Genomic DNA, 24,925 nt, shown 5'->3' on the forward strand with positions numbered 1-24,925 from the left:
GTTGCTGTAAATCCTTGTTGCTTGTCATCCTGTGACCGGCTAAGCTTGAGAGAAGCTATTCTCTTTCGCCGCTTTGGCAACTTGGATAACTTAGCACATTCGCAGGCCGTGTCAAATCCGGCTTCTTCGCCATGTCTTCGCGCCGAGAGGCGCTCCGAAGCTTCCCGATCGGGACCGAAGTCCTTCGCGGGCGGCGAAGCTGCTGGACCCGAGGATCCTGCGGAGGCTTTACATCCTCTGCAGGGAGCCTGCTCCGAAGAGCTGCTGTCTGAGTGGATGGTCCCGATTGAGGCCGGGACGTAGGAGAGGCTCTTGCGAGCCGGTCTCTTCCGTTTCCCTGCGGCCTATGTGGCGACTCGGAATAAGTTACGCAGCGATCGGGACTGTGTCAAACGGCGGGGTGGAATCGATCATCCCGGGCGTGTCGAGGCCACCGCCCTCCCCAGGACGACGGTCGGCGGAACCCTCCCCAGCCGGGCGGCCTCGCCCACCTCTCGACTGCTCGCGTCACGAGAATGGGCGCATGCCTCCTGTCGACGGTCCCCCCTCCTCCCGCACCGGCCCGCCGGTGCTCACCTCGCTGCCCGAGGCGCTTCGGCTCGTCGCGTCGGCGCGGGTCGGCCGAGCGCTGCTGCTCGTCGGGCTCTCGGGCTCCCCCGGGTCGGGCAAGTCCACCCTCGCCGAGCAACTGCGGGCGCAGGTCCCCGGTTCAGTGGTGCTCCCCCTCGACGGCTACCACCTCTCGCAGGAGCGTCTCCGCGAGCTCGGTCGCCGGGAGCGGATGGGTGCTCCCGACACCTTCGACACGAGCGCCTTCGTCGACGCGCTCCACCGGCTGCGCGACGCGGCGCCCGGGTCCGTCGTGCGCGTCTCGTCGTTCGATCGCTCGATCGAGGAGCCGGTGCCCGACTCTCTCCCCCTTCCCGTCGAGGAGGGGACGGTCGTGTTCGTCGAAGGCAACCATCTGCTGCTCGAGCAGGACGGCTGGGCGGACGTCGCTCCGCTCCTCGACCTGCGTCTGCACCTCGCACTCGCGCCCCGGATCCGGCGCAGTCGCCTCGCGGCCCGGCACCTCCGCTACGGGAAGACGCTCGAGGAGGCTCTCGCCTGGACCGACGGTCCGGACGAGGCGAACGCGCGACTGATCGAGGAGGCCGCCTCCCGGGCGGACGCGATCCTCGAGATCGCGGCACCCCGGCCGCTCCGACTCCTGCACCTCTCGGACACCCACCTGCTCGCCGACCCGGACGCGCGGTACAACCGGGTCGTGGACACGAGGGCGAGCCTCGACGCGGTGCTCGAGGCGCACGAGGCGGTCGAGGGGATCGACGCCGTGGTGGTCTCGGGGGATCTGGCCGACGACGGCGACCCGGCGTCGTACTCCGCGCTCAGGGAGCGCCTCTCGGCCTGGTGCTCTGCCCGAGCCGCCGAGCTCGTGCTCGCGCTCGGCAACCACGACGATCGGGAGGGCTTCGGATCCACCGGCCCCGGCAACGCCGCGACCGAGGTGCGGGGAGTCCGGATCCTGACGCTGGACTCCTCCGTGCCGGGCGGCGCCTCGTGGGGACTGCTGACCGAGCCGACCCTCGCGTGGCTCCGGGAGCGGATCGCCGAGGACCCCGGCGCCCCGGTGGTCCTCGTCCTGCACCATCCGCCGATCGCCGCGGTGGCTCCGCTGCACACGGTGATGGGACTCGTGAATCCGCACGACCTCTGGGAGGCGGTCTCGGGCGCCACCGTCCTGGCCGTGCTCTCCGGGCACTGGCACCACGCGTTCGTCGACACGAGCGGGCCGGCTCCTGTCGTCGTCGCCCCGGGTGCCGCCAATCGGACGGACGTCCTCGCAGGGCCGTCGCACGAGAGGTCGGTCGCGGCGTCGGGAGCGGCGATCGTCGACGTCCTGCCGAGCGGGGTCCGGGTGACGAGCACCGAGATCGAGGCGCCGCACCGCGGAACGGAGCTCTTCGATGTGAGCGGGGAGGTCCTCGACGAGTGGAAGCGCCGGCTCGGGTTCCCGGGGTTCCTGGATAGCTAGTTTTTCTACTAGTCAGTAGGCTGACTAATTCCTCGATCCCGCCGGAAGTGAACCATGACACCGCTCGTCCTCCTCGTCCGCACCCGCCGCCACGCGTGGCTGACCCTGCTCGCCGCGCTCCTCGCGGTCGGCGCGCTGTTCGCCCTCCTGCCGCAGAGCTCGGAGTCGGGGTTCCCGCAGTCCGGGCTGCCGGACTCGGCGCAGTCCTCCGAGGTCGCCGCGCTGCTCGACGCGTTCCCCTCGGCCGACATGACGGCCGGCATCCTGCTCTGGAACCGGACGGACGGGCTCACCGAGGAGGACCGGGCCGCGATCGCCGAACGGGCCGTCGCCCTCGCGGATCTGTCCACCGCTCCGGAGGCGGTGCGACCGCAGTTCAGCGACGACGGCGCGGCGGCACTGGTCGCGGTGCCGCTCGCGCAGTCCTCGGTGGTGGACGACGTCGAGTCGGTCGCGACGGAGCTGCGCGCCGCCGGATCCGAGGGGCTGCCGGCGGGCCTGGACAGCTACCTCACCGGAGCGGTGGGATTCCAGGCCGACATCTCGAACGCCTTCGCGGGAGCGGACTTCCGACTGCTGCTGATCACGGTGCTGGTCGTGGCGGTCCTGCTGATCGCGACCTATCGGAGTCCCGTGCTGTGGATCGTGCCCCTCGTGGTGGTCGGCATCGCCGACGGCCTCGCGCGGGTCGTCGTCGCGGCCCTCGCCGACGCGGCCGGGGTGCCGCTGGACGCCTCCATCAGCGGGATCCTCTCGGTCCTCGTCTTCGGTGCCGGCACGAACTACGCACTGCTGCTCGTGGCGCGCTACCGGGAGGAGCTGCTCCACGAGCCGGACCGGCACCGGGCGATGTCGACCGCCGTCCGCAGCGCCGGCCCCGCGATCGCGGCCAGTGGCGGCACCGTCGCGCTGAGTCTGCTGACCCTGCTGCTCGCCGAACTCGCCGGCAACCGCGCCCTCGGCTTCGCCTGCGCGATCGGCGTCGCGATCGCGATCCTGTTCGCCCTGGCGGTGCTCCCCTCCGCTCTCGTGCTCTGCGGCCGAGGCCTGTTCTGGCCGTTCGTCCCCCGCCCCGACGCCGAGCGCGACGAGAAGCACGTGCACCGCGAGCGGACTCCGGGGCTCTGGACCCGGCTCGGCCGCGGGGTCGCGCGCCGACCGGGCCGCATCGCCGTCGTCGCGACCCTGGGCGTGGCCCTCCTCTCGCTCGGCCTGATCGGCGCGAAGGTCGGGCTGTCGCAGACGGACCAGCTGCTCGGCGATCCGGAGTCGGTGCGGGCGCAGGTCGTGATCGACGAGTCCTTCGGCGCGGGGCTCACCGCGCAGACGACGGTCCTCGCTCCGGACGACGCGGTGGGCGACGCGGTCACGATCGCCGAGGCGACCGACGGCGTCGACTCCGTGCGCCCCGGCGAGAGCGCGAACGGGAGGACCGCCCTCAGCCTCACCCTGGCCGGCGAGCCCGAGAGCGCCGAGGCGTTCGAGACGATCACCGCGCTCCGCGACGCCTACGCGGACGCGGACGGCGACGCCTCCGAGAGCCTCGTCGGCGGGAGCGACGCGACCGCGCTCGACACGCAGACCGCCTCGGAGCGGGACCAGGCGCTGATCATCCCGATCATCCTCGCGATCGTGTTCCTGATCCTCGCGCTGCTGCTGCGCTCGCTCGTCGCTCCGGTGCTGCTGATCGCGAGCGTGCTCGCGACCTTCTTCGCCAGCCTCGGCGCCGCGAACCTGCTGTTCCGCGGGGTGCTCGGCTTCCCGGCCTTCGACGCGAACGTGGTGCTCTTCGCGTTCCTGTTCCTCGTGGCGCTGGGCGTCGACTACAACATCTTCCTCGTCACACGGGCCCGGGAGGAGCGGGCGGCCCACGGCACGCGCGAGGGCATGGTGCGCGCGCTCGCCTCGACCGGCGGCGTCATCACCAGCGCCGGGATCCTCCTCGCCGCGGTGTTCGCGGTGCTCGGAGTGCTGCCGGTGGTCGCGCTGACCCAGATCGGCGTGATCGTCTGCATCGGAGTGCTGCTGGACACCCTGGTGGTGCGCACGGTGCTGGTGCCGGCGCTCGTGTTCCTCACCGGGGACGCGTTCTGGTGGCCGGGAGTGCGCCGCGGGAGCACGGGCGCTCGCGAGGCCGCCCTCCAGCACTGAGCGGAAGGCCGCCCAGCGGGAGGCCGCCGCACAGGGGAAGCGGACGGTGCGGGGCCGCACGCGACAGCCCGCACCGTCCGCTGATCGTGGTCCGCGGAGGCGGAGGTCAGGTCGACGGCAGCGCGACGGCGCCGGTCGCAGCGGCCGCGTACTCCCTCGACCGGCGGGGCCGGGCGGGCTCGACATCGGTGTACCGGCCGACGATCGGCGCGTTCGCCGATCCGCTCGACACGTAGGAGCCCCACAGGGGCGCGGGCACGTACTCTGAAGATCGTTCGGTGGTCATCTCTCGTCTTTCACGGTCGGGTATCTCATCGGACTCGCGCGGTGCCGGGGTCCAGCCCGGCACCGCGCACTCGTTCGGGCGGCGGGGTCAGGCCCCGATGCCCACTTCCTCCGGGGCCACACCGGCACCCGGCGCGGACGGCTCGAGCGCCTCGGCGACGCGCTGCGACAGCGAGCTGTCGACGTTCGCCCAGTACTGCAGCACCCGCTGGCGGAGCTCGGGGCGCGTGACCTTCGACACGTGCCCGGCGATGTTCGCGACGAGACGCGCACGGGCGGCGTCGTCGAGGACCTCGCGGTAGAGCGTGCCCGCCTGGCCGAAGTCGTCGTCCTCCGGGTGCAGGGTCGCCGCCGCGCGCGTCAGCTCGCCGTCGCTCTCCCAGCCGGTGGACTCCGCCGCACGAGCGGGGTCGGCGTGCGCGCCGCCCATCGTGTTGGGCGCGTAGACCGGGACCTCGGACTTCTGGAAGTCGAAGCGCATGGCCCCGTCCTTCGAGTACGAGTGCACCGGCGACTTCGGAGCGTTGACCGGGAGCTGCGCGTGGTTCGCGCCCACGCGGTAGCGGTGCGCGTCGGCGTAGCTGAAGATGCGCGCGAGCAGCATCTTGTCGGGGCTCGCCGCGATGCCGGGCACGAAGTTCGACGGGGCGAACGCGGCCTGCTCGATCTGCGCGAAGTAGTTCTCGGGGTTGCGGTCGAGGATCATCGTGCCGACCTCGATCAGCGGGTAGTCCGCGTGCGGCCAGACCTTGGTGAGGTCGAACGGGTTGAACCGGTACGACTTCGCGTCCTCGTAGGGCATGACCTGCACGGACAGGGTCCAGGTCGGGTAGTCGCCGCTGTCGATCGCGGTGGACAGGTCGCGGATGTGGAAGTCGGCGTCCTCTCCGGCGATCTGGTCGGCCTGCTCCTGGCTGAGGATCTCGACGCCCTGGTCGGTCTTGAAGTGGTACTTCACCCAGAAGCGCTCGCCGGCCGCGTTGATCCACTGGTAGGTGTGCGATCCGAAGCCGTCCATGTGGCGCCACGAGCTCGGCAGACCGCGGTCGCCCATGAGCCACGTGACCTGGTGGGCCGACTCCGGGGACAGCGTCCAGAAGTCCCACTGCATGTCGTGATCGCGCAGGTGCGTGCCGGGGAGGCGCTTCTGCGAGCGGATGAAGTCGGGGAACTTGATGCCGTCGCGGAGGAAGAACACCGGGGTGTTGTTGCCCACGAGGTCGTAGTTGCCCTCGCTCGTGTAGAACTTCAGCGCGAAGCCGCGGGGGTCGCGCCACGTGTCGGGCGAGCCCTGCTCACCGGCGACGGTGGAGAAGCGCGCGAGCATCTCGGTCTCGACGCCGGGCTGGAAGAGCGCGGCACGGGTGTAGGCGCTGACGTCGGCCGTGGTGATGAAGCGTCCGAACGCTCCGCCGCCCTTGGCGTGGACGACGCGCTCCGGGATGCGCTCGCGGTTGAACTGGGCGAGCTTCTCGAGGAGGTAGTGGTCGTGGAGCGCGAGGGGGCCGTCGGCCCCGACGCTCAGGGAGTGCTGGTCGCTCGCGACCGGCGCTCCGGAGTTCGTCGTCGTGAATCGTTCCTCGGTCATGTTCCTCCTGTCGGCGGCGGGCCTTCCGGCGCGCCGCTGCGGTGATGGTGTCGGGTCAGTTCGCGGATGCCCGGAGGCAGTCGGGGCAGGTGCCCCAGAACGTGACCTCGGCCGTGTCGACGGTGAAGCCGCTCGACGTGGACGGGTGCAGGCACGGTGCTGCTCCGACGACACAGTCGACGTCGGCGACGGCTCCGCACGCGCGGCAGACGACGTGGTGGTGGTTGTCGCCGACGCGCAGCTCGAAGCGGCGCGGATGCCCCTCCGGCTCGATGCGGCGGGTGAGGCCGGCGTCGGTGAAGGCGGACAGCACTCCGTAGACCGCCTGCGCGGACGTGTCGGGGAGCTCGGCACGCACTCGCGCCAGCACCTCGTCGACCCCGGAGTGCGGATGCTCCTCGAGTGCGTGCAGGACGGCCCGCCGCGTGGCGGTGGCCTTGAGCCCAGAGGCTCGGAGGCGGTCGTCCGGTGTCGTCATGCCGGTGACACTACCGGAGTTGTGTTGAGTGAGTCAAAACAACGCGGCGGGTCGAGCGGGGCGGATGTGCGATCTGCAGGTGATCCGGCCGGGAATGCCCCTTCCGCCGCAAGCGCGGAACGCGTGCGGGCCGGATCCCCTCCAGATCGCACAAGTGCCTGCAGATCGTGCGGATGCACGAGCGTGCCGGAAGGACGGACGGCCTCCCGCGGAGGTCAGGCGACGGGGCCCTCGGTGAGGATGACGGGGGCGGAGTGGGCGGTGCCGGAGGCGTCGGTCCAGGAGAGGGTGACGGACTCGCCGGGCTCGCGTTCGGCCAGCGCCGCCGAGAGCGCGTCGGCCGAGGCGACCGGAGTGCCGTCGACGGCCGTGACCACGTCGCCGGCGGCGAGGCCGGCCGACGCGGCCGGGGTGCCCTCGATCACTCCGCCGATCACGGCGCCCGCGGCATCGGACGCGTACGGGCTCGCGCCCGACGAGAGCGCGACTCCGAGGAACGCCGGGTAGCCGATCTCGATGGTGGCGGTGTCGGCTCCGGCCTCGATCTGCGCGACGATGTCGAGCGCGGTGGCGATCGGGATCGCGAAGCCGGTGATGTCCGCCGATCCGCTCGACGCCGCGGTGTCGATCCCGACGACCGCGCCGGAGGCGTCCACCAGGGGTCCGCCGGAGTCGCCCGAGACGATGTCGGCGTCGACCTGGATCAGCCCTGCGAGGGTCTCCCCCGCGATGCCGGTCTCGGACTGCGTCGTGATGCTCTGGCCGAGAGCGGTCACGGTGCCGGCGGCGGCGACGAGGTCGCCGGTCCCCTCCGCATTGCCGACCGCGGTCACGGCGTCGCCGATCGCGACGCCGTCGGTGTCGAGGGTCGCGGGAGTGAGGCCGGAGGCGTCCTCCAGCTGCAGCACGGCGACGTCGTTCGTCGCGTCGGTGCCCACCACCCGGGCGGTGTAGGTCTCGCCGGTCGACTCGACGGTGACGGCGATGCTCGTCGAGCCCTCGACGACGTGGTTGTTGGTCAGGATCATGCCGTCCGAGGTGAGGATCACGCCGGTCCCGGCCGAGCGCGCTCCCTCGTAGGTCAGGTCGGACACGATCGTGACGACTCCCGCGGTCTGCGCGGTCGAGGCGGGGACGGCGTCGGTCGAGGTGGCCGCGCCGGCGCTCGACGAGGACCCGGACCCGTAGCCCGACCCGCTGCCGTAAGGGGAGATCGTGGAGCCGCCGCCGAAGGATCCGCGGGAGCCGCCCGGGTAGACGATCGTCGCCGTGCTCGAGGAGGACGACGACGCGGCCTCGGCGGCGCCGGCGTACGAGACCCCGCCCGCCGCGACGGCGATCAGCACGGCGAGCCCGGCGCCGCCGGCGATCAGCGCGCGACGGCGGCGGCGCCGGTCGTCGAGGCGGAGCGCCGTGCGGTCCTCGACCGGCTCCGGTGCCGGCGCCGTCTCGGGCCCGTGCTCTGCTCCATCGGGTGCGTGCGTCTCGTTCATGGTTCGTCCTCCAGCCGGTGCCGCCCTTCTCGGCGGCAGGACCCAGTGGACGCCCGCGCGTTCGGGGCGGGCTGGACGGATCCGATGAGCCGCCTATGAGACAGACGTCGCGTCGGGGAAATAGTTGTGGCTACAACTGAGTTGGGTCTAGCGTGAACACGATGGACACCGTCTCCCCCGACCTGCTCGCTCCCGACACCACGATGGGCGCGGTCACGCTGCGCGTCGCCGACCTCGACGGCATGGTCGCGTACTACCGCGACGCCGTGACCCTCGACGTCCTCTCGCAGGACGGCTCCGTCGCCGTGCTCGGGCGCGGAGGCACCGCCGCCGTGATCCTGCAGCACGCGCCGGAGCTGCGCCACGCGGGCCCCCGCGCCGCCGGGCTCTTCCACACCGCGATCCTCTTCGAGTCGGAGGCGGCACTCGCGGCCGCGGTCTACAGCGTCGCCACCCGCCACCCCGGCTCCTTCACCGGCAGCTCCGACCACCTGGTCAGCAAGGCCTTCTACTTCGACGACCCCGAGCACAACGGCGTCGAGCTCTACTGGGACCGCGACCGCACCCAGTGGTCGTGGACGCACGGACGGATCGAGATGGGCACCGTGTTCCTGGACCCGAACACGTTCCTCCAGGAGCACCTCACCGAGCAGTCGATCGCGCAGCCGCGCCTGGGCGGCGCCTCGGTGGGCCACGTGCACCTCAGCGTCGGCGACGTGGCGACGGCGAAGGAGTTCTACGTCGACCGGCTCGGCTTCGAGACGACGATCGCGTACGGCGGTCAGGCGCTCTTCGTCTCGGCCGGCGGCTACCACCACCACATGGCCATGAACACGTGGAACTCGCTCGGCGCGGGTCGGCGGCAGCTCGCGCTCGGACTCGGGCAGGTCGAGATCGTGGTGCCGGGAGCCGACGACGTCGGAGCGCTCGAGGAGCGGCTCCGTCACGCGCGCGTCGCGACGCAGGACGACGGGCGGACGCTGGGGTTCGAGGACCCGTGGGCGAACGCGATCCGGGTGACGGCCGCTGGTCGCTGACGGCACCGCCTCCGGGATTCGACGGGCGGTACCATGGGCGCGCGGACTCCCGCACACTCCCCCGACACTCCGGAGAGACACGATGCCCACGATCGTCGTTGAGGTCATGCCCAAGGCAGAGCTGCTCGACCCCCAGGGGAAGGCCGTCGCCGGCGCCCTCTCGCGCCTCGGCCACTCGTCGGTGAGCGGCGTCCGCGTCGGCAAGCGCTTCGAGATCACGGTCGACGAGGTCACCGACGAGGTGCGCACCGCGATCGCCCGCATCGCCGACGAGATGCTCTCGAACTCGGTCATCGAGGACGTCGTCGGCATCCACTACCCGGAGGTCTGACCGACATGCGGATCGGCGTCATCACGTTCCCCGGCTCCCTCGACGACCGCGACGCGCAGCGCGCGATCCGGTTCGCCGATGCCGAGCCCGTCGCGCTCTGGCACGGCGACCACGACCTGCAGGGCGTCGACGCGATCGTGCTGCCCGGCGGGTTCTCGTACGGCGACTACCTGCGCTGCGGAGCGATCGCCTCGCACTCGCCGATCATGCGCGAGGTCATCGATGCGGCGAACGCCGGCACCCCGGTGCTCGGCATCTGCAACGGCTTCCAGATGCTGACCGAGGCGCACCTGCTGCCCGGCGGCCTCATCCGCAACGACGCCGGATCCTTCGTCTGCCGCGACCAGCGCCTGATGGTCGCGAGCACCGCGACCGCCTGGACCAACGGTTTCGAGCCCGGTCAGGAGATCACGATCCCGCTGAAGAACGGCGAGGGCGGCTACATCGCCTCGGCCGACACGCTGCTGCGGCTCGAGGCGGAGGGGCGCGTCGTCGTCCGCTACCTCGGCGAGAACCCGAACGGCTCGATGAACAACATCGCCGGCATCAGCAACGCCCGCGGCAACGTCGTCGGCCTGATGCCGCACCCCGAGCACGCGGTCGAGGCGGGCTTCGGTCCGGACACCCGCGCCGCGATGCGCTCGGGCGTGGACGGGTTGACGTTCTTCACGTCGGCGGTCCGCGCGCTGGTCGCGGCGGCGTAGCGCTCGACGCTCCACCGGAACGGCCGGGATCCTTCGGGGTCCCGGCCGTTCGTCGTTCCCCGGGGGCGCTGCTGGCCGACGGGGATCTCGATACGCCCGCTGCGCGGGCTACTCGATCAGCAGGAAGGAGCCCTCTCCGAGGGCTGCTCGATCAGCGGAGGCCTACGGGCCGGTCAGGACCTCGGGCTCCGGGGTCATCGAGATGGTGGGGATGGACGCCGTGATGACCGTGCCGTCCGAGCGACGGGTGCCCTCGATGTCGGACGTGGTCGGCGCTCCCGTGAGGCGCGGGCCCTGGTGCCCCAGGGCGACGCGGACGGGGTTGCCGGCCTCGACGTGCACGCGCTCGTCGCGGACGGTGATCGCCGCGGCGTCGCCCTCCTCGACCGTGAGCAGCACCGCGTCCTGCGTGACCTCGACCCGCACGCGCGTGCCGTGCAGCGTGATGCGGAAGGTCAGCCGCTCCCAGTCGCCGGGCAGTCGCGGGTCGAACGTGATCCGTCCGCCGTGGTCGCGCATGCCGCCGAAGCCGTAGACGAGGGCGCTCCAGACGCCGCCGGTCGAGGCGACGTGGATGCCGTCGGCGGTGTTGCGGTGCAGATCGGCCAGGTCGACGAACAGGGCCGACAGGAAGTAGTGCTTCGAGAGCTCGTGGTAGCCGACCTCGGCCGCGATGATCGACTGCACGACCGCCGACAGCGTCGAGTCGCCCGTGGTGAGCGCGTCGTAGTACTCGAAGTCGGCGCGCTTCTGCTCGGCGGTGAACTCGTTGCCCTGCAGGAGGAGCGCCAGCACGACGTCGGCCTGCTTGAGGACCTGGAAGCGGTAGATCACCAGCGGGTGGAAGTGCAGCAGCAGCGGCCGCTTGCTCGCCGGCGTGTTCTCGAGGTCCCACAGCTCCTTCTCGAGGAACGCGGCGTCCTGCGGGTGGATCCCGGCGCGCTGGTCGAACGGGATGTGCATCTTGTCGGCCGCGCGGGCCCACTCGAGGACCTCGTCCTCGTCGAGGGCGAGACGCGACGCCATCCGCTCGAACGCGGCGGGCTCGACCGCCTTGAGCAGCTCCACCGCACGGGCCGCGGCACGCAGGTTCGAGCGCGCCATGACGTTCGTGTAGAGGTTGTCGTTGACGACCGTCGTGTACTCGTCCGGCCCCGTCACTCCGTGGATGTGGAAGTGGTCGTCGCCGTTGCTGCGCCAGAAGCCGAGATCGGCCCACATGCGCGCGGTCTCGACGAGGATGTCGATGGCCCCCCGGGCGAGGAAGTCGTCGTCGCCCGTCGCGGCCACGTACTGCATCAGGGCGTACGAGATGTCGGCGTCGATGTGGTACTGCGCGGTGCCGGCGGCGTAGTACGCCGACGACTCCTGCCCGTTGATGGTGCGCCACGGGAAGAGCGCGCCGCGCTGGTTGAGCTCGGCCGCGCGAGAGCGGGCCGCCTCGAGCATGTTCTGCCGGAAGCGCAGGGCGTTCCGCGCCACCAGCGGGGCGGTGTAGCTGAGGAACGGGAGGACGTAGACCTCGGTGTCCCAGAAGTAGTGGCCGCCGTAGCCCGACCCCGAGACGCCCTTGGCCGCGACTCCGCCGCCGTCGGTGCGCGCGGTGGACTGCGCGAGCTGGAAGAGGTTCCAGCGGGTGGCCTGCTGGATCGCGGCCTGACCGTCGATCTGCACGTCGGAGCGGGCCCAGTAGTCGTCGAGCCACTCGCGCTGCTTGACGAACTGCTCCTCGACCGGGGTCTCGCGGGCGCGGTCGAGCGTGCGGTCGCAGCGGTCGGCGAGCTCGCGCACCGGCACGCCGCGGGACGTGTGATAGGTCAGGGTCTTGACCAGGCGGATCGGACGGCCGGCCTTCGCCTTGACGCGGTAGACGTGCTTGGCCAGGTCGTCGTCGATCTGGGAGGTCTGGTCCCACTCGTTCTCGGTCTCGAGGACGTGCTCGGCGCCGCACGCGACCGTCATCTGCGAGTTGGTGGTGCGGTAGCCCAGCAGGTAGCGGGTGCCGTTCACGCGCTTGAGGCGCGGCTGGAGCACGCGGTCCTCGAAGGACTCGGCCTTGCGCGGGTCGAAGCCGGCCGCCTCGCTGCCGGAGGGCGCGTGGTACTCGTCCACGCCGTCCTGACGGTTGAGGATCTGGCTCGAGATGAGCACGGACGCGTCGCCGTCGAGCAGCTCGACCTCGTAGTCGAGGATCGCGAGGTGGCGGTCGGTGAACGACACGAGCCGACGCGAGCGGATGAGCACCCGCTTGCCCGAGGGCGTGCGCCACTCGAGCTCGCGGTGCAGCACGCCGTTCGCGAAGTCGAGGCGCCGCGAGTACGAGAGGATGTCGGCCTCGCTGAGCACGAACGGCTCGTCGTCGACGTAGAGGCGGATGATCTTGGCGTCCGGCACGTTGACGATCGTCTGGCCGACGCGGGCGAAGCCGAACGCCTCCTCGGCGTGGCGGATCGGCCAGGTCTCGTGGAAGCCGTTGATGAAGGAGCCGTAGGCGTAGCCGTCGCGGCCCTCCTCGACGTTCCCGCGGAGGCCGAGGTAGCCGTTGCCGGTCGCGAAGAGCGTCTCGGTGCGGCCCTGCAGCTCGCTCGCGAACTCGGTCTCGACGAGGGCCCACTCGTCGACCGGGAAGCGGTTGCGGTCGAGCGGGTCGGAGGTGATGGGGTTCATGCGGCGTCCTCGGGGATGGAGACGGGGAGGAAGGGGAGGAGCTCGGCGAGGTCGTCGACGACGATGTCGGCTCCGTGCTCGAGGAGGGTCTCGGCGCCGACTCCGCGGTCGACGCCCACGACCAGGCCGAAGGCGCCCGCGCGGCCGGCGGCGACTCCGGAGTGGGCGTCCTCGACGACGGCGCACTCGGCCGCGGTGAGGCCCAGCAGTTCGGCCGCGTAGAGGTAGGTGTCGGGGGCGGGCTTGCCGGCGATGGAGCGCTCGGCGGCGAGGAGTCCGTCGACGACGATCTCGAAGCGGTCGCGGATGCCGGCCGCGACGAGCACGGGCACGCCGTTGCGCGAGGAGGTCACGACGGCGACCTCGACGCCCGCCGCGATGGCGGCGTCGAGGAACGCGAGCGAGCCCGGGTACGGTGCCACTCCGTCGGCCGCGAGCACGGCGTTGAAGGCGTCGTTCTTGCGGTTGCCGAGACCGCACACGGTCTCGAGCGCGGGATCGTCGCTCGGATCGCCGTCGGGCAGGACGATGCCGCGCGACGCCAGCAGCGCCCGGACGCCGTCGTAGCGCGGGCGGCCGTCGATGTAGCGGAAGTAGTCGGCGTCGGTGTAGCCCTCGGTGATGCCCTTCGACTCCAGGTACGGAGTGAAGAGCCGCGCCCAGGCGTGCATGTGCACGTCGGCGGTCGGCGTCAGCACGCCGTCGAGGTCGAACAGGAGCGCACGGAGCCCGCGGAGAGCGGAGGCGTCGGGGCGCGCGGAGGGAGCAGACACGGCGGGGGACCTCTGGTCGGGGGCAGGCTGGCGGGGGCGTCGACCGACGACGGCCATCCGACGCGGACTGGAAAGAATCGTATACGCCGCCCGGGCGCCGTGTGGAACCGTTTACACGTCCGTCATGTGCGCGCCGTCCGGCACGGCGTTCTACACCGGGACCGGCGCGAATCGCCGAGCTCGCGTCACGCGATCCGTCGTCATCGCACCCGGCACCCGTCCGCCGTCCCGAGGCGCACCGCAGGAGAAGGCCGGATCGCTCCCCGAGGCGGTTCTCGGCGCTTCGGGCCGACGGGCCTTACTTCTGCGGGACCGAGGCGTCCTCCCCGTGCGGCGCGAGCCGGTGCCGCCCGAGCGGGAGCATCAGCGGCGTGCCGGAGGTCGGGTCGGTGATGATGCGGCTGTCGAGGCCGAACACGGCGCGCACCGTGTCCTCGGTGAGCACGTCGACCGGGGCGCCCGAGGCGTGCACCGTGCCGCCGGCCAGGGCGACCAGGTGGTCGGCGTACCGAGCGGCGAGGTTGAGGTCGTGCAGCACCATGACGACGGTCGTGCCGCGCGTGCGGTTGAGATCGACGAGGAGGTCGAGCACCTCGACCTGGTGGCTGACGTCGAGGAACGTGGTCGGCTCGTCCAGCAGCAGCAGGTCGGTCTCCTGCGCGAGGGCCATCGCGATCCAGACCCGCTGGCGCTGCCCGCCCGAGAGCTCGTCGACGGCGCGGTCGGCGAGGGCGGCGGTGTCGGTCGCGTCCAGCGCCGTCGCGACGGCCTCGTCGTCGTGCGCGTTCCAGCGGCTCAGGATGCCCTGGTGCGGATGGCGTCCACGACCGACGAGATCGGCGACGGTGATCCCCTCCGGTGCGATCGGCGACTGCGGGAGGAGGCCGAGCGTGCGCGCGAGCTGCTTCGCGGGCATCCGGTGCACGGCCTTGCCGTCGAGCAGCACGGTGCCGGCGCGCGGGGCGAGCAGGCGCGACATCGAGCGCAGGAGCGTCGACTTGCCGCAGGCGTTCGCGCCGACGATCGCGGTGATGCGGCCGGGCGGGACGACGAGGTCGAGGCCGTCGACCACGGTGCGGTCGCCGTAGCCGAGCGTCAGGTGCTCGACGGTCAGGGTGTGCTCGGCGCTCACAGGGAGCCTCCCGATCGGTTGCTGCGGACGATGAGGTAGATCAGGTACGGGGCGCCGAGGACCCCGGTCACGACTCCGACCGGGTAGCGCAGCCCCAGCGCGTACTGGCCGACCAGATCGGCGACGAGCACGAGCAGGGCTCCGACCAGGGCCGACGGCACCAGGAGGGAGGCGCCCGGGCCGATCAGGCGCGCGGCGATGGGTCCGGAGAGGAACGCGACGAAGGCGATCGGCCCGGCGGCCGCGGTGGCGAAGGCGATGAGGCCGACGGCCGCCACGATCACCACGAGGCGCGTTCGGTTCACCCGGATGCCCAGGGCCGAGGCGGTGTCGTCGCCGAGCTGCGTGCCGGCGAGGTCGCGGGAGCTGAGCAGCAGCACCGGGGTCAGCACGACCACGGCGACGAGGACCGGGACGACCTCCTCCCAGCGCGCGCCGTTAAGGCTGCCGGTGAGCCAGCGGCTCGCCTCCTGGAAGTCGAAGGCGGCGGCGCGGGACAGGACGTAGGCGGTGACGCTGTCGAGCATGGCGGCGACGCCGATGCCGATGAGGATGAGCCGGGTGCCCGCGACTCCGCTGCGGTACGCGAGCGCGTAGACGACCAGGGCGACCGCGAGGCCGGCGGTGATCGCGAGGACGGACACCTGTGTGGATCCCAGCGACAGCGTCACGATGGCGAACGCCGCGGCGGCCGAGGCGCCCGCGCTGATGCCGATGATGTCGGGGCTCGCGAGGGGGTTCCGCAGCATGGTCTGGAAGCTGACGCCGCCGAGGCCGAAGCAGAGGCCGACGAGCACGGCGAGCACCGCGCGCGGGAGGCGGAGGCGCCCGACGGTGAAGGAGGCGCCGGGCACCTGCTCCCCGAGGATCACGCGCAGCACCTCGTCGGGGGTGTAGACGGTCTGGCCGAAGACGAGCGAGAGCGCGAAGGCGAGGACGACCGAGACGGCGAGCACGGCGACGACCGTGCGGCGGCGGGCCCCGCGGCGACGGCGGCCGGACGCGACGGCGGCGGCGGTGGCGGAGTGGCTCCGCTCGAGCACGGCGGTCACAGCTCGCGCACCTTCTGGCGGCGGACGATCGCGATGAAGACGGGAGCGCCGATCAGCGCGGTGATGATGCCGACGTCGATCTCGCTCGGGCGGGCGACGATGCGGCCCACGACATCGGCGCCGGTGAGCAGGATCGCGCCGGTGACCGCGGAGAAGGGGAGCAGCCAGCGGTGGTCGACGCCGACGATCAGGCGGCAGGCATGCGGGACGACCAGGCCGACGAAGCCGATCGGGCCGGTGATCGCGGTGGTCGCTCCGCAGAGGATCACGGCGCCCAGGGCGGCCGCACCGCGCGCCACCGCCACGCGCTCGCCGAGGCCCGCGGCCAGCTCGTCGCCGAGCGCGAGGGTGTTGAGGCTCTTCGCCGACAGCACGCAGATCGCGAGTCCCGCGGCGAGGAACGGCAGCACCTGGCCCAGGCTCGCGAAGGTGGCGCCGCCCACTCCGCCGATCTGCCACGAGCGGATGCCGCCCGACAGGTCGGCGCGCGGCAGGACGATCGCGCTGATCACCGAGACGAGGGCGGCCGACGTCGCGGCCCCGGCGAGCGCGAGTTTGAGCGGAGTCGCTCCCCCGCGGCCGAGGGATCCGACGACGTAGACGAAGACGGCCGCGACGGCGGCGCCTCCGATCGCGACCCAGATGAAGCCGGTGGCGGTGCTCAGGCCGAAGAAGACGATGCCGGTGACGACGGCGAGCGAGGCGCCGGTGTTGACGCCGAGGATGCCGGGGTCGGCCAGCGGATTGCGGGTGACGCCCTGCATGAGCACGCCGGCGACGCCCAGGGCGGCCCCGGCGATCATCGCGAGCACGGTGCGCGGGAGGCGCTTGGCCACCGCGGCCTGCTCGAAGCCGTCGGTCGATCCTCCGAACGCCGCGACCACGTCGCTCCACGAGACGTCGCGCGAGCCGATCATGACCGAGAGCACGCCCGCGCCGACGAGCGCCGCGATCGCGACGAGCAGCCAGAGCGCGCGAAGACGCCTCGGACGTCGCACGGCGGCGACGCCCGAGGCGGCAGGAGGGGCGGTGAGGGTCACTTCGCCTTGTCGGCGGCCTCGGCCAGGAGGCCCAGGTAGTCGTCGAGGACGTACGAGATCGACAGCGGAGTCGGGTTCGCGGCGGTGCCCAGCGGGGTGGAGGGGAGGCGGACGATGGCGTCGTTCGCGACGGCCGGGATCTGCGAGAGCAGCGGGTCGGCCTTGAGGGTGTTCACGAGCTCGTCGTCGCCGTAGGTCACGATGACGTCGACGTCGTCGAACGCATCGGCCTGCTCGGCGCTCTGCGTGAGCGAGAACGCGTCGGTGGTCGCCGAGGCGGTCTCGATGCTGCCGGGAGTGATGAGGCCGAGGTCCGCGAAGAACGCGGGACGGGTGTCGTGGGTCGTGTAGAAGCTGACCTGGCTGAGATCGGTCGGGTCGACGTGCGTGAGGAACATCGCCGAGGTGCCCTCCAGCTGCGGGTAGGCGGCGGCGGCCTCCTCGATCTCGCCCTCGAGCTCGGTGACGAGCTCCTCGCCCTCGGCGGCCATGCCCATGGCCTCGCTGTTGAAGGTGATGGTGTCGCGCCATGAGGTGCCCCACGCGGTCTCGGGGTAGGCGACGACGGGAGCGATCTCGCTCAGGGTGTCGTAGTCCTCCTGCGTGAGGCCGGAGTAGGCGGCGAGGATCACGTCGGGCTGCGTGTCGGCCACGGCCTCGAAGTCGATGCCGTCGGTCTCGTCGAAGAGGACGGGGGTCTCGCCGCCGAGCTCCTCGAGCTTCTCGGAGACCCACGGGAGCAGCCCGTCGCCGTCGTCGTCGCCGAAGTTCGCGGCGGCCATGCCCACGGGGACGACGCCCAGTGCGAGCGGGACCTCGTGGTTGGCCCAGTTGACCGTGGCGACGCGCTCGGGCTGCGACTCGATGGTCGTCGTGCCGAGGGCGTGCTCGATGGTGATGGGCGTGAAGTCGCTGTCAGTGCCCTCGGACCCGGTCGCGGCCGACGAGCAGCCGGCGAGGCCGACGGTGAGCAGTGCGGTCGCGAGCAGGGCGATCGGCTGGGTGACGCGGGGCATTGTTCCCTTTCGGAAGACGGATCCTGGAGTGTCGGTCGGGAGGACCGAGAGTAAGGATAGCCTAACCAATATGTGAGGGATTCTTCAGGCGGAGGCGAGCTTCTCGACGGTGCGCAGATTCCGGGTGGTCGTGGTGGAGCGGTAGGCGGCGCGGGCCAGGATCCTCGCGGCGGGGGTGTCGGTCGACGAGCCCCGAGGGCAGCGCCAGTAGAGGACTCCGGCGCCGCGCTGCAGGAGATCGACGGGGCTCTCGCCGACCGCCTCGAGCACGGCGTCGAGGGCGGCGTCGCTCGAGCCGAAGACGACGTACGGATGCGCGACCGCGTCGATCCGCTCGAACGGGTACGCGCGGGCCACCGCGGCGAGCGCCTCCTGCTCGACCAGCACGATCCACGCGTCGTAGCCGAAGCGCTCGCCGAGGGCGGCCTCGAGCGCCGGCTTCAGCTCGGCGGGGGCGCGATCGGAGTCGAAGGCGGCGTTGCCGCTCGCGAGCACGGTCCGGACCCGGGCGCCCCCGACGCTCTCGACGACCGCGGCGAGATCCGCGCTGCGGACGGTGCGGCCGTTGACGTTCACTCCGCGCAGCAGCGCCAGGTAGCGGGACATGCCGCGACGGTAGCGTGACGGCATGGTGCTGGGAAGCGGACGACGACGCGCGGAGCCGACTCTCGAGGACGCGATCCTGCAGGCGAGCACGCGCGGGCCGGGGGCGCGGACCCGCGCGGAGCTCACTCCTCCCTCGGGTCGCCATCTCGTGATGCCGCCCGAGGTCTCGGGAACGGTGCTCGCGATCGACGTCGACGCGCTCGTCGCGCTCGCGGCGCGGGAGGACCTGTTCGTCGCGCTGGAGCGGCGGGCGGGCGAGTTCGCCGTAGCCGCGACTCCGCTGCTCTCGTGGTGGTCGGCCGTCGGGACGGTGCCCGACGAGGCACAGGAGCGGCGGATCGACGCGGCGGCGCTCGCCGCGGTCGCGCTCGGACCGGGGCCCGGTCCGGACATCGACACCCGGTTGAGGGCGCTCGCTGCGGCCGGGAATCTCGACGCGCTGGCCTCGGCCCTCGCGCTGCTCGCGCGGGTGCCGGATCCGCCGGCGGCGTTCCAGGATCCGGAGGGGTTCCTCCGGGTGATCGCGCCGGAGTCGCCGTTCGAGCGACGCCTGTCGGTGCTCTCGCGCGTCGCGGCGCCGGCGGAGGAGCTGCTGCTGGTGCTGCGGGACTGCGCGTTCACGGCGACGCTTCCCCGGCGGCGCACGGCGATCGCGGCGGCGGCGGAGCGGATCCGGGCGGCGGACGGATCGGCGCGCGTGGAGGAGCTGGCCGTCGCGGTGGACGCGGCGCTGGAGAAGCGGTGGGGGGTGCTCTGAGGCGTGGTCGTCGCGCGCCCGCCGAGCGGACCCGCAGGCCGGGTGAATAGGCTGGACGGATGTCCCTCCCCGGTCTCGAGTTCCGCCACTTCCCCGCCGCCCTGACCGCCGAGGGCGGCCCCGACGCCGCCACGGCCGCCTGGGGCGCCGCGATCAACGCGGGGTTCCACGAGAAGGAGTACACGCCCGCTCAGTGGCGCGACTGGGCCGAGCACATGGTCGCCGACCAGCGCTTCCTGACGGCGGTGCACGACTCCTCCTCCCCCGAGGGCCTCGACGGAGCGGCGGTGCCCGTCGCCACGTACGCCGCGTTCCCCGGCACCCTGCAGGTCGGCCGCGGGCGAACGCTCGACGCTCACCTCGTCTCGCAGGTCACGGTGCGGGCGACCCACCGGCGCCGCGGGATCCTGCGCGCCATGATCACCGACGACCTCGATCGCGCCCGCGAGTCGGGAGCCGCCGTCGCGCTGCTCACCGCGAGCGAGGCCTCGATCTACCGCCGCTTCGGCTTCGGCCGCTCGGCGTTCACGCGCTCGATCCGCGTCGACACCGGTCCGCGCTTCGCCCTGCAGGCAGAGCCGGCCGGGCGCGTCGAGGTCGTCACGACCTCGTGGCTGCAGTCGCACGCGGAGGAGGTCTTCGCGGCCTTCCACGCGCGCACCCCCGGCTCGATCACGCGGCAGTCGCGCGCGGCGGGCAACGCGGTGGGCATGGAGACGGGCGAGACCGAGCCCGGACGCTCCGTCCGCTCGGCGGTGCACCTCGACTCCGACGGCGTGCTCGACGGCTACGTCACCTACCGCGCGACCGGTCCGGACGACGACGACCGCACGCTCGCTGTCGTCGACCTCGTCGCCGCGACCGAGGACGCGTACCTCGGGCTCTGGGGCTTCCTCGGCGCCGTCGACCTCGCCTCGACCGTGACGTGGGACATGGCTCCGCTGGACGACCCGCTGACCTGGGCGCTGCGCGACGCGCGCGTGGTGCAGGTCACCACCGTCGGCGACCTCATCTGGACCCGCGTGCTGGACGTGGCCGCGGCGTTCGGCGCTCGGCCGTGGACGAGCGACGGCGAGCTGGTGATCGCGGTCCGCGACGCGCTCGGACTCGTCGACGGCGGCTACCGCATCACGGTCGAGGGCGGAGAGGGGCGCGTCGAGCGCACCGACGACTCCCCGGTGCTCGAGCTCGACGTGGCCGATCTCGGCACCCTGCTGCTCGGCTCGGCCCGCCCGTCGACGCTCGCCCGCGCGGGCGCCGTCGTCCTGGCTCCCGAGGACCGCGAGCGGGTCGACCGCTTCTTCGCGCCGGTCGCGGAGCCGTACTGCATCTCGTTCTTCTGATCCGGAGAGTCGTTCCACCGGAGAGTCGTCTCTCCGGTGGGCGTCTCCGCGCCAGGAGGATCGCCTCCGCGCCCGCGGAAGTGAGGCTGACAGCCCGAACGGGTCGCGATCCGCTCGATCCGCTCGCTGAGCCTTCGTTCCGTGGGCCTCGCGACTCGCAGGCTCCTCCGGGCGTCCGCGCATGCGGCGTCGGTCATGCTGGAGGACCCCAACCTGGAGGTCCGTGTGGGCGCATCCGTGATCGTCGACGTCATCGTCGTGCTGAGCCTGATCGGCGCGCTCGTCGACGGGCTGCGTCGCGGGTTCCTCCGCACCGCGGGAGGGCTCGCGGGCATCGTCGCCGGCGCGATCGGCGCCTCCTTCGCCGTGCCCGCCGTCTCGAGCTGGGCTGCGGGGAGCGAGTGGCGCCTGCTGGCCGTCATCGGCACCGCGGTGCTGTGCCTGGGCCTCGGCTACGCGATCGGCGCGTCGATCGGCGCCGCGTTCAGCCGCGGAGCCGACAAGGTGAAGCTCGGCCTGCTCGACCGCCTGGCCGGAGGAGTCGCCGGAGTGGCGATCTCGGCCCTCGTCTGGATCGCGATCACCTCGGCCGTCTCGCTGCTGGGCGTGCCGCTCGTGACCACCTCCGTCGCGGGCTCCACCGTCATCCGCACCATCGACGACCTGACCCCCAGCCCGGTCCGCGGGTTCCTCGCGCAGCTGCAGTCGACCGTGGTCGACGAGGGCACGTCGTGGATCGTCGAGGCCATCGACGGGCCGACGCAGGCGCCGAGCATCCCGGACGTGGCGACCGACGACCCCGAGGTCGCGACGGCGTCCGACTCCGTCGTGCGGGTCTCGGGCACGGCCTGGGCCTGCGATGTGGGAGTGACCGGCAGCGGCTTCGTCGTCGCGGACGACCGCGTGATCACCAACGCGCACGTGGTCGCGGGAGTGACGGAGCCGGTCGTCGAGGCTCCCGGAGAGCCCCCGCGCACCGGCCGGGTCGTCTACGTCGACGCTGCCGCCGATCTGGCGGTCGTCGCGGTCGACGGGCTCTCGGCCGCTCCGCTCCCGCTCGACGACGCGGTCGCCGCGGGCGACGCCGCGGTGGTCGCCGGCTACCCCTTCGGCGGGCCGCTGACTCTGGGATCCGCGCAGGTCTCCTCCGACTCCACCGTCTCGCTGATGGTCGACGGCGCGCCGACCTCGCGCGAGGTGCTCACGCTCGCCGCCGTCGTCAACCAGGGCAACTCGGGCGGCCCGCTGCTGTCGCTCGAGGGCTCGGTCTCGGGAGTGGTGTTCGGCAAGGCGGCCTCGGTCGACAACGTCGGCTACGCGATCCCGCTCTCGGTGCTGTCTCCGGTCGCGGCGCAGGCGCCGTCCCTGACCGCGGCGGTCGACCCGGGGGCCTGCGTCTCGCGCTGAGGTCGGCGAGTCCCGGAGCGCGGGCAGGATCGAGGCACGGCCTCCCGCCCGATCGGAGCGACCTCTCGAGGCGCCGCCTCCCGGCCGGAGCCCGGCGGGCGGCGGCCGGTAGGATCGTCGCGCATCCCCCGCCCCCTCTCCAGGAGCCTCGAGCACATGGCACAGAGCCGCATCGCCGTCCCCGACACCACCGCGAACGCGGAGGCGACTCCCGAGAAGGAGCAGCCGTACGCGGCCCTCGGCCTCAAGCCCGACGAGTACGCGAGCATCCGCGAGATCCTCGGCCGGCGCCCCACGAGCGGCGAGCTGGCGATGTACTCGGTGATGTGGAGCGAGCACTGCTCGTACAAGTCGTCGAAGATGTACCTCCGCCAGTTCGGGCAGAAGGTCTCCCCCGCCATGAAGAAGAACCTCATGGTCGGCATGGGCGAGAACGCCGGAGTGGTCGACGTCGGCGAGGGCTGGGCCGTCACCTTCAAGATCGAGAGCCACAACCACCCCAGCTACATCGAGCCGTTCCAGGGCGCGGCGACCGGAGTGGGCGGCATCGTCCGCGACATCATCTCGATGGGCGCGCGGCCCGTCGCGGTCATGGACGCGCTGCGCTTCGGAGCGATCGACGACCCCGACACCGCCCGCGTCGTGCACGGCGTGGTCGCCGGCATCTCCTTCTACGGCAACTGCCTCGGCCTGCCGAACATCGGCGGCGAGACCTACTTCGACTCCGTCTACCAGGGCAACCCGCTCGTGAACGCCCTCGCGGTCGGAGTGCTGCGCCACGAGGACCTGCACCTCGCGAACGCCCGCGGAGTCGGCAACAAGGTCGTGCTCTTCGGGGCGCGCACGGGCGGCGACGGCATCGGCGGCGCGTCGATCCTCGCCTCCGACACCTTCGCCGACGGCGGCCCGACCAAGCGCCCGGCCGTCCAGGTCGGCGACCCGTTCGCCGAGAAGGTGCTCATCGAGTGCTGCCTCGAGCTGTTCCGCGGCGACCTCGTCGAGGGCATCCAGGACCTCGGCGCGGCCGGCATCTCGTGCGCGACCTCCGAGCTCGCGTCCAACGGCGACGGCGGCATGTTCATCGAGCTCGACTCCGTGCTGCTGCGCGACCCCTCGCTCACGGCCGAGGAGATCCTCATGTCGGAGTCGCAGGAGCGCATGATGGCGGTCGTGAAGCCCGAGAAGCTCGACGCGTTCCTCGAGGTCGTCGGCAAGTGGGACGTCGAGACCAGCGTGCTCGGCGAGGTCACCGACTCCGGCCGCCTGATCATCAACTGGCACGGCGAGGAGATCGTCAACGTCGACCCGCGCACCGTCGCCGTCGACGGACCGGTCTACGAGCGTCCCCTCGAGTACCCCGCGTGGCTCGACGCCCTGCAGGCCGACTCCTCCTCGCGCCTGCCCCGCAAGTCGTCCGGAGACGGGCTGCGCGCCGAGACGCTCGCGCTGCTGGGCTCGGCCAACCTCGCCGACAAGAGCTGGATCACCTCCCAGTACGACCGCTACGTGCTCGGCAACACGGCCCTCAGCTACCCCGACGACGGCGGAATGGTCCGCGTCGACGAGGAGTCGGGCCTCGGCTTCGCCGTCGCGACCGACGCCAACGGCCGCTGGTGCCAGCTCGACCCGGCGCAGGGCGCCCGTCTCGCGCTGGCGGAGGCGTACCGCAACGTCGCCGTCACCGGCGCCTCCCCCGTCGCCGTCTCCGACTGCCTCAACTTCGGCAGCCCCGAGAACCCCGAGGTCATGTGGCAGTTCCGCGAGGCGGTCACCGCCCTCGCCGACGCGTGCCTCGAGCTCGAGATCCCCGTCACGGGCGGCAACGTCTCGTTCTACAACCAGACCGGCGACGTGCCGATCTTCCCGACTCCGGTCGTCGGCGTGCTCGGCGTGATCGACGACGTCGCGCGCCGCATCCCGTCGGGCTGGCAGGACGAGGGCGACAACGTCTACCTCCTGGGCACGACCCGCGACGAGCTCGACGGCTCAGCATGGGCCGGCACCGTGCACGACCACCTCGGCGGCCTGCCGCCCCAGCTGAACCTGGGCCAGGAGAAGGCTCTCGCCGAGTTGATCGCGGCGGGCGCTCGGGAGTCGCTCATCGCCTCCGCCCACGACCTCGCCGACGGCGGACTCGTGGTCGCCGTCGCCGAGTCGGCGCTGCGCTTCGGCGTGGGCGTGCGGATCTGGCTCGACGAGCTGATGGAGCGCGACGGGGTCGACGCGACCGCGGCGCTCTTCTCGGAGTCGACCGCCCGCGTGCTGGTGTCGGTGCCCCGCGAGGACGACGTGAAGTTCCGCGGTCTGTGCGAGGGGCGCGGCTACCCCGTGCTGCGCATCGGCGTGACGGATGCGGCGACTCCGGCCGTCGAGGTGCAGGGCCTGTTCTCGCTGCCGCTCGAGGAGCTGCGCGCGGTGAACGGCGCGGTGCTGCCGAAGCACTTCGGCTGAGGCCGCGCGCTTCCGCAGAAGTTGCGGTAACGGCGCGCGCTTCCCGCAACTTCTGGCGAGTGGCTTGCCGCTAGGGCCGCCGCGCCCGTCGACCGACCAGAAGACTCGAGGGTCGCCGCCCGGCAAGCGGGTTTCAGCGCGCACGCTGTACCAGAAGTTGCGGTAACGGCTCGCGCTTCCCGCAACTTGTGGCGAATGGATCCGCCCACATGGCCGTCGCGCCCGTCGACTGTTCAGAAGTTGTCGTACTGGGGCTCGAGTACGACGAATCATGCGGACTAGGGGTCGCCGCCCGGCAAGCGGATTTCAGCGCGCACGCTGTGCCAGAAGTTGCGGCAACGGCGCGCGTCCCGCAGCTCGTGGAGAGTGCAGCCGCCGACGGCGCCGTCGCGCCCGTCGAGTGTCCAGAAGTTGTCGTGCTCGGGCTCGAGTACGACAACTTCTGCGGACTCGAGGCGCGCGGCGCGAGTGGGAGCGTGCAGGCTCGCGCGGTTCGCCGGAAGCTGCGGGAAGGGCTCGCGGTCACCGCGACTTCCGGAGGAGGGAGGGGCGGAGGCGGCGAGACCGGGTTCCGTCATT

General features: G+C 72.1%; 21 protein-coding genes. 9 read left to right on the plus strand and 12 right to left on the minus strand.

All coding sequences use genetic code 11. The features are described from left to right. Window positions 1–523: 523 nt before the first annotated feature. Both AC0CID_RS12030 and AC0CID_RS12035 read left to right on the plus strand, forming a co-directional pair. Window positions 524–2,035, plus strand: coding sequence for a metallophosphoesterase (locus AC0CID_RS12030; RefSeq protein ID WP_465226993.1), 1,512 nt, complete (start codon window positions 524–526; stop codon window positions 2,033–2,035). Between the two features lie 54 nt (window positions 2,036–2,089). Then, window positions 2,090–4,186, plus strand: coding sequence for an MMPL family transporter (locus AC0CID_RS12035; RefSeq protein ID WP_465226994.1), 2,097 nt, complete (start codon window positions 2,090–2,092; stop codon window positions 4,184–4,186). Between the two features lie 106 nt (window positions 4,187–4,292). Here AC0CID_RS12035 and AC0CID_RS12040 read toward each other — a convergent pair whose 3' ends face one another. From AC0CID_RS12040 to AC0CID_RS12055, 4 genes are all read right to left on the minus strand, one after another. Then, window positions 4,293–4,472 (minus strand): hypothetical protein, encoded by a 180-nt coding sequence (locus AC0CID_RS12040; RefSeq protein ID WP_465226995.1) that lies wholly within the window; start codon window positions 4,470–4,472, stop codon window positions 4,293–4,295. Between the two features lie 87 nt (window positions 4,473–4,559). Then, a complete protein-coding gene (locus AC0CID_RS12045; RefSeq protein WP_465226996.1) occupies window positions 4,560–6,059 on the minus strand; it encodes a catalase in 1,500 nt (499 codons plus the stop codon). 55 nt (window positions 6,060–6,114) lie between these two features. Then, entirely contained in the window at window positions 6,115–6,537 is a 423-nt protein-coding gene (locus tag AC0CID_RS12050; protein ID WP_207403435.1) for a Fur family transcriptional regulator, read from the minus strand. 215 nt (window positions 6,538–6,752) lie between these two features. After that, the gene (locus AC0CID_RS12055) at window positions 6,753–8,030 is read right to left on the minus strand and encodes a S1C family serine protease (RefSeq protein WP_465226997.1); all 1,278 of its coding nucleotides are present in this window, start codon (window positions 8,028–8,030) and stop codon (window positions 6,753–6,755) included. A gap of 161 nt (window positions 8,031–8,191) precedes the next feature. Between AC0CID_RS12055 and AC0CID_RS12060 the strand changes: the two genes are divergently transcribed. The 3 genes from AC0CID_RS12060 (at window position 8,192) to purQ (ending at window position 10,102) form a co-directional block, all read left to right on the plus strand. Next, window positions 8,192–9,067 carry a VOC family protein gene (locus AC0CID_RS12060; protein WP_465226998.1) on the plus strand — a complete coding sequence of 292 codons (876 nt, stop codon included), beginning with the start codon at window positions 8,192–8,194 and terminating at the stop codon, window positions 9,065–9,067. An 82-nt stretch (window positions 9,068–9,149) separates the two neighbouring features. Further along, window positions 9,150–9,398 carry a phosphoribosylformylglycinamidine synthase subunit PurS gene (gene purS / locus AC0CID_RS12065; protein WP_465226999.1) on the plus strand — a complete coding sequence of 83 codons (249 nt, stop codon included), beginning with the start codon at window positions 9,150–9,152 and terminating at the stop codon, window positions 9,396–9,398. 5 nt (window positions 9,399–9,403) lie between these two features. Next, window positions 9,404–10,102, plus strand: a complete 699-nt coding sequence (purQ, locus tag AC0CID_RS12070; protein WP_207403431.1) for a phosphoribosylformylglycinamidine synthase subunit PurQ — start codon at window positions 9,404–9,406, stop codon at window positions 10,100–10,102. Between the two features lie 162 nt (window positions 10,103–10,264). On the opposite strand, the gene AC0CID_RS12075 is transcribed toward purQ, so the two are convergent. From AC0CID_RS12075 to AC0CID_RS12105, 7 genes are all read right to left on the minus strand, one after another. Beyond that, the gene (locus AC0CID_RS12075) at window positions 10,265–12,769 is read right to left on the minus strand and encodes a glycoside hydrolase family 65 protein (RefSeq protein WP_207403430.1); all 2,505 of its coding nucleotides are present in this window, start codon (window positions 12,767–12,769) and stop codon (window positions 10,265–10,267) included. Then, window positions 12,766–13,542, minus strand: a complete 777-nt coding sequence (locus AC0CID_RS12080; protein WP_465227000.1) for an HAD family hydrolase — start codon at window positions 13,540–13,542, stop codon at window positions 12,766–12,768. The genes AC0CID_RS12075 and AC0CID_RS12080 overlap by 4 nt, the downstream gene beginning before the upstream one ends. Window positions 13,543–13,840: 298 nt before the next feature. Then, the gene (locus AC0CID_RS12085; RefSeq protein ID WP_207403428.1) at window positions 13,841–14,674 is read right to left on the minus strand and encodes an ABC transporter ATP-binding protein; all 834 of its coding nucleotides are present in this window, start codon (window positions 14,672–14,674) and stop codon (window positions 13,841–13,843) included. Continuing rightward, window positions 14,671–15,726 carry a FecCD family ABC transporter permease gene (locus AC0CID_RS12090; RefSeq protein WP_207403427.1) on the minus strand — a complete coding sequence of 352 codons (1,056 nt, stop codon included), beginning with the start codon at window positions 15,724–15,726 and terminating at the stop codon, window positions 14,671–14,673. The genes AC0CID_RS12085 and AC0CID_RS12090 overlap by 4 nt, the downstream gene beginning before the upstream one ends. Continuing rightward, the gene (locus AC0CID_RS12095; protein WP_465227001.1) at window positions 15,723–16,766 is read right to left on the minus strand and encodes a FecCD family ABC transporter permease; all 1,044 of its coding nucleotides are present in this window, start codon (window positions 16,764–16,766) and stop codon (window positions 15,723–15,725) included. The genes AC0CID_RS12090 and AC0CID_RS12095 overlap by 4 nt, the downstream gene beginning before the upstream one ends. Continuing rightward, window positions 16,763–17,782, minus strand: coding sequence for an iron-siderophore ABC transporter substrate-binding protein (locus AC0CID_RS12100; RefSeq protein ID WP_465227002.1), 1,020 nt, complete (start codon window positions 17,780–17,782; stop codon window positions 16,763–16,765). Before AC0CID_RS12100 ends, AC0CID_RS12095 begins: the two co-directional genes overlap by 4 nt. Window positions 17,783–17,866: 84 nt before the next feature. Continuing rightward, the gene (locus AC0CID_RS12105; RefSeq protein WP_465227003.1) at window positions 17,867–18,388 is read right to left on the minus strand and encodes a DUF1697 domain-containing protein; all 522 of its coding nucleotides are present in this window, start codon (window positions 18,386–18,388) and stop codon (window positions 17,867–17,869) included. Window positions 18,389–18,410: 22 nt separating this feature from the next. Here AC0CID_RS12105 and AC0CID_RS12110 point away from each other — a divergent pair, with 22 nt between their 5' ends. The 4 genes from AC0CID_RS12110 (at window position 18,411) to purL (ending at window position 24,346) form a co-directional block, all read left to right on the plus strand. Beyond that, complete coding sequence (locus AC0CID_RS12110; protein ID WP_465227004.1) at window positions 18,411–19,145, plus strand: DUF2254 family protein; 735 nt, start codon at window positions 18,411–18,413, stop codon at window positions 19,143–19,145. 59 nt (window positions 19,146–19,204) lie between these two features. Beyond that, window positions 19,205–20,488, plus strand: coding sequence for a GNAT family N-acetyltransferase (locus AC0CID_RS12115; RefSeq protein WP_465227005.1), 1,284 nt, complete (start codon window positions 19,205–19,207; stop codon window positions 20,486–20,488). A 141-nt stretch (window positions 20,489–20,629) separates the two neighbouring features. Continuing rightward, a complete protein-coding gene (locus AC0CID_RS12120; protein ID WP_465227006.1) occupies window positions 20,630–21,895 on the plus strand; it encodes a MarP family serine protease in 1,266 nt (421 codons plus the stop codon). A gap of 156 nt (window positions 21,896–22,051) precedes the next feature. Then, on the plus strand, window positions 22,052–24,346 hold the full coding sequence (gene purL / locus AC0CID_RS12125; RefSeq protein WP_465227007.1) for a phosphoribosylformylglycinamidine synthase subunit PurL: 2,295 nt from the start codon (window positions 22,052–22,054) through the stop codon (window positions 24,344–24,346). A gap of 278 nt (window positions 24,347–24,624) precedes the next feature. Here the strand turns inward: purL and AC0CID_RS12130 are convergent, their stop codons facing one another. Further along, window positions 24,625–24,924 (minus strand): hypothetical protein, encoded by a 300-nt coding sequence (locus AC0CID_RS12130; RefSeq protein WP_465227008.1) that lies wholly within the window; start codon window positions 24,922–24,924, stop codon window positions 24,625–24,627. Between the last annotated feature and the right edge of the window lies 1 nt (window position 24,925).

The sequence above is a fragment of the Rathayibacter sp. AC451 genome (genome assembly GCF_979253095.1).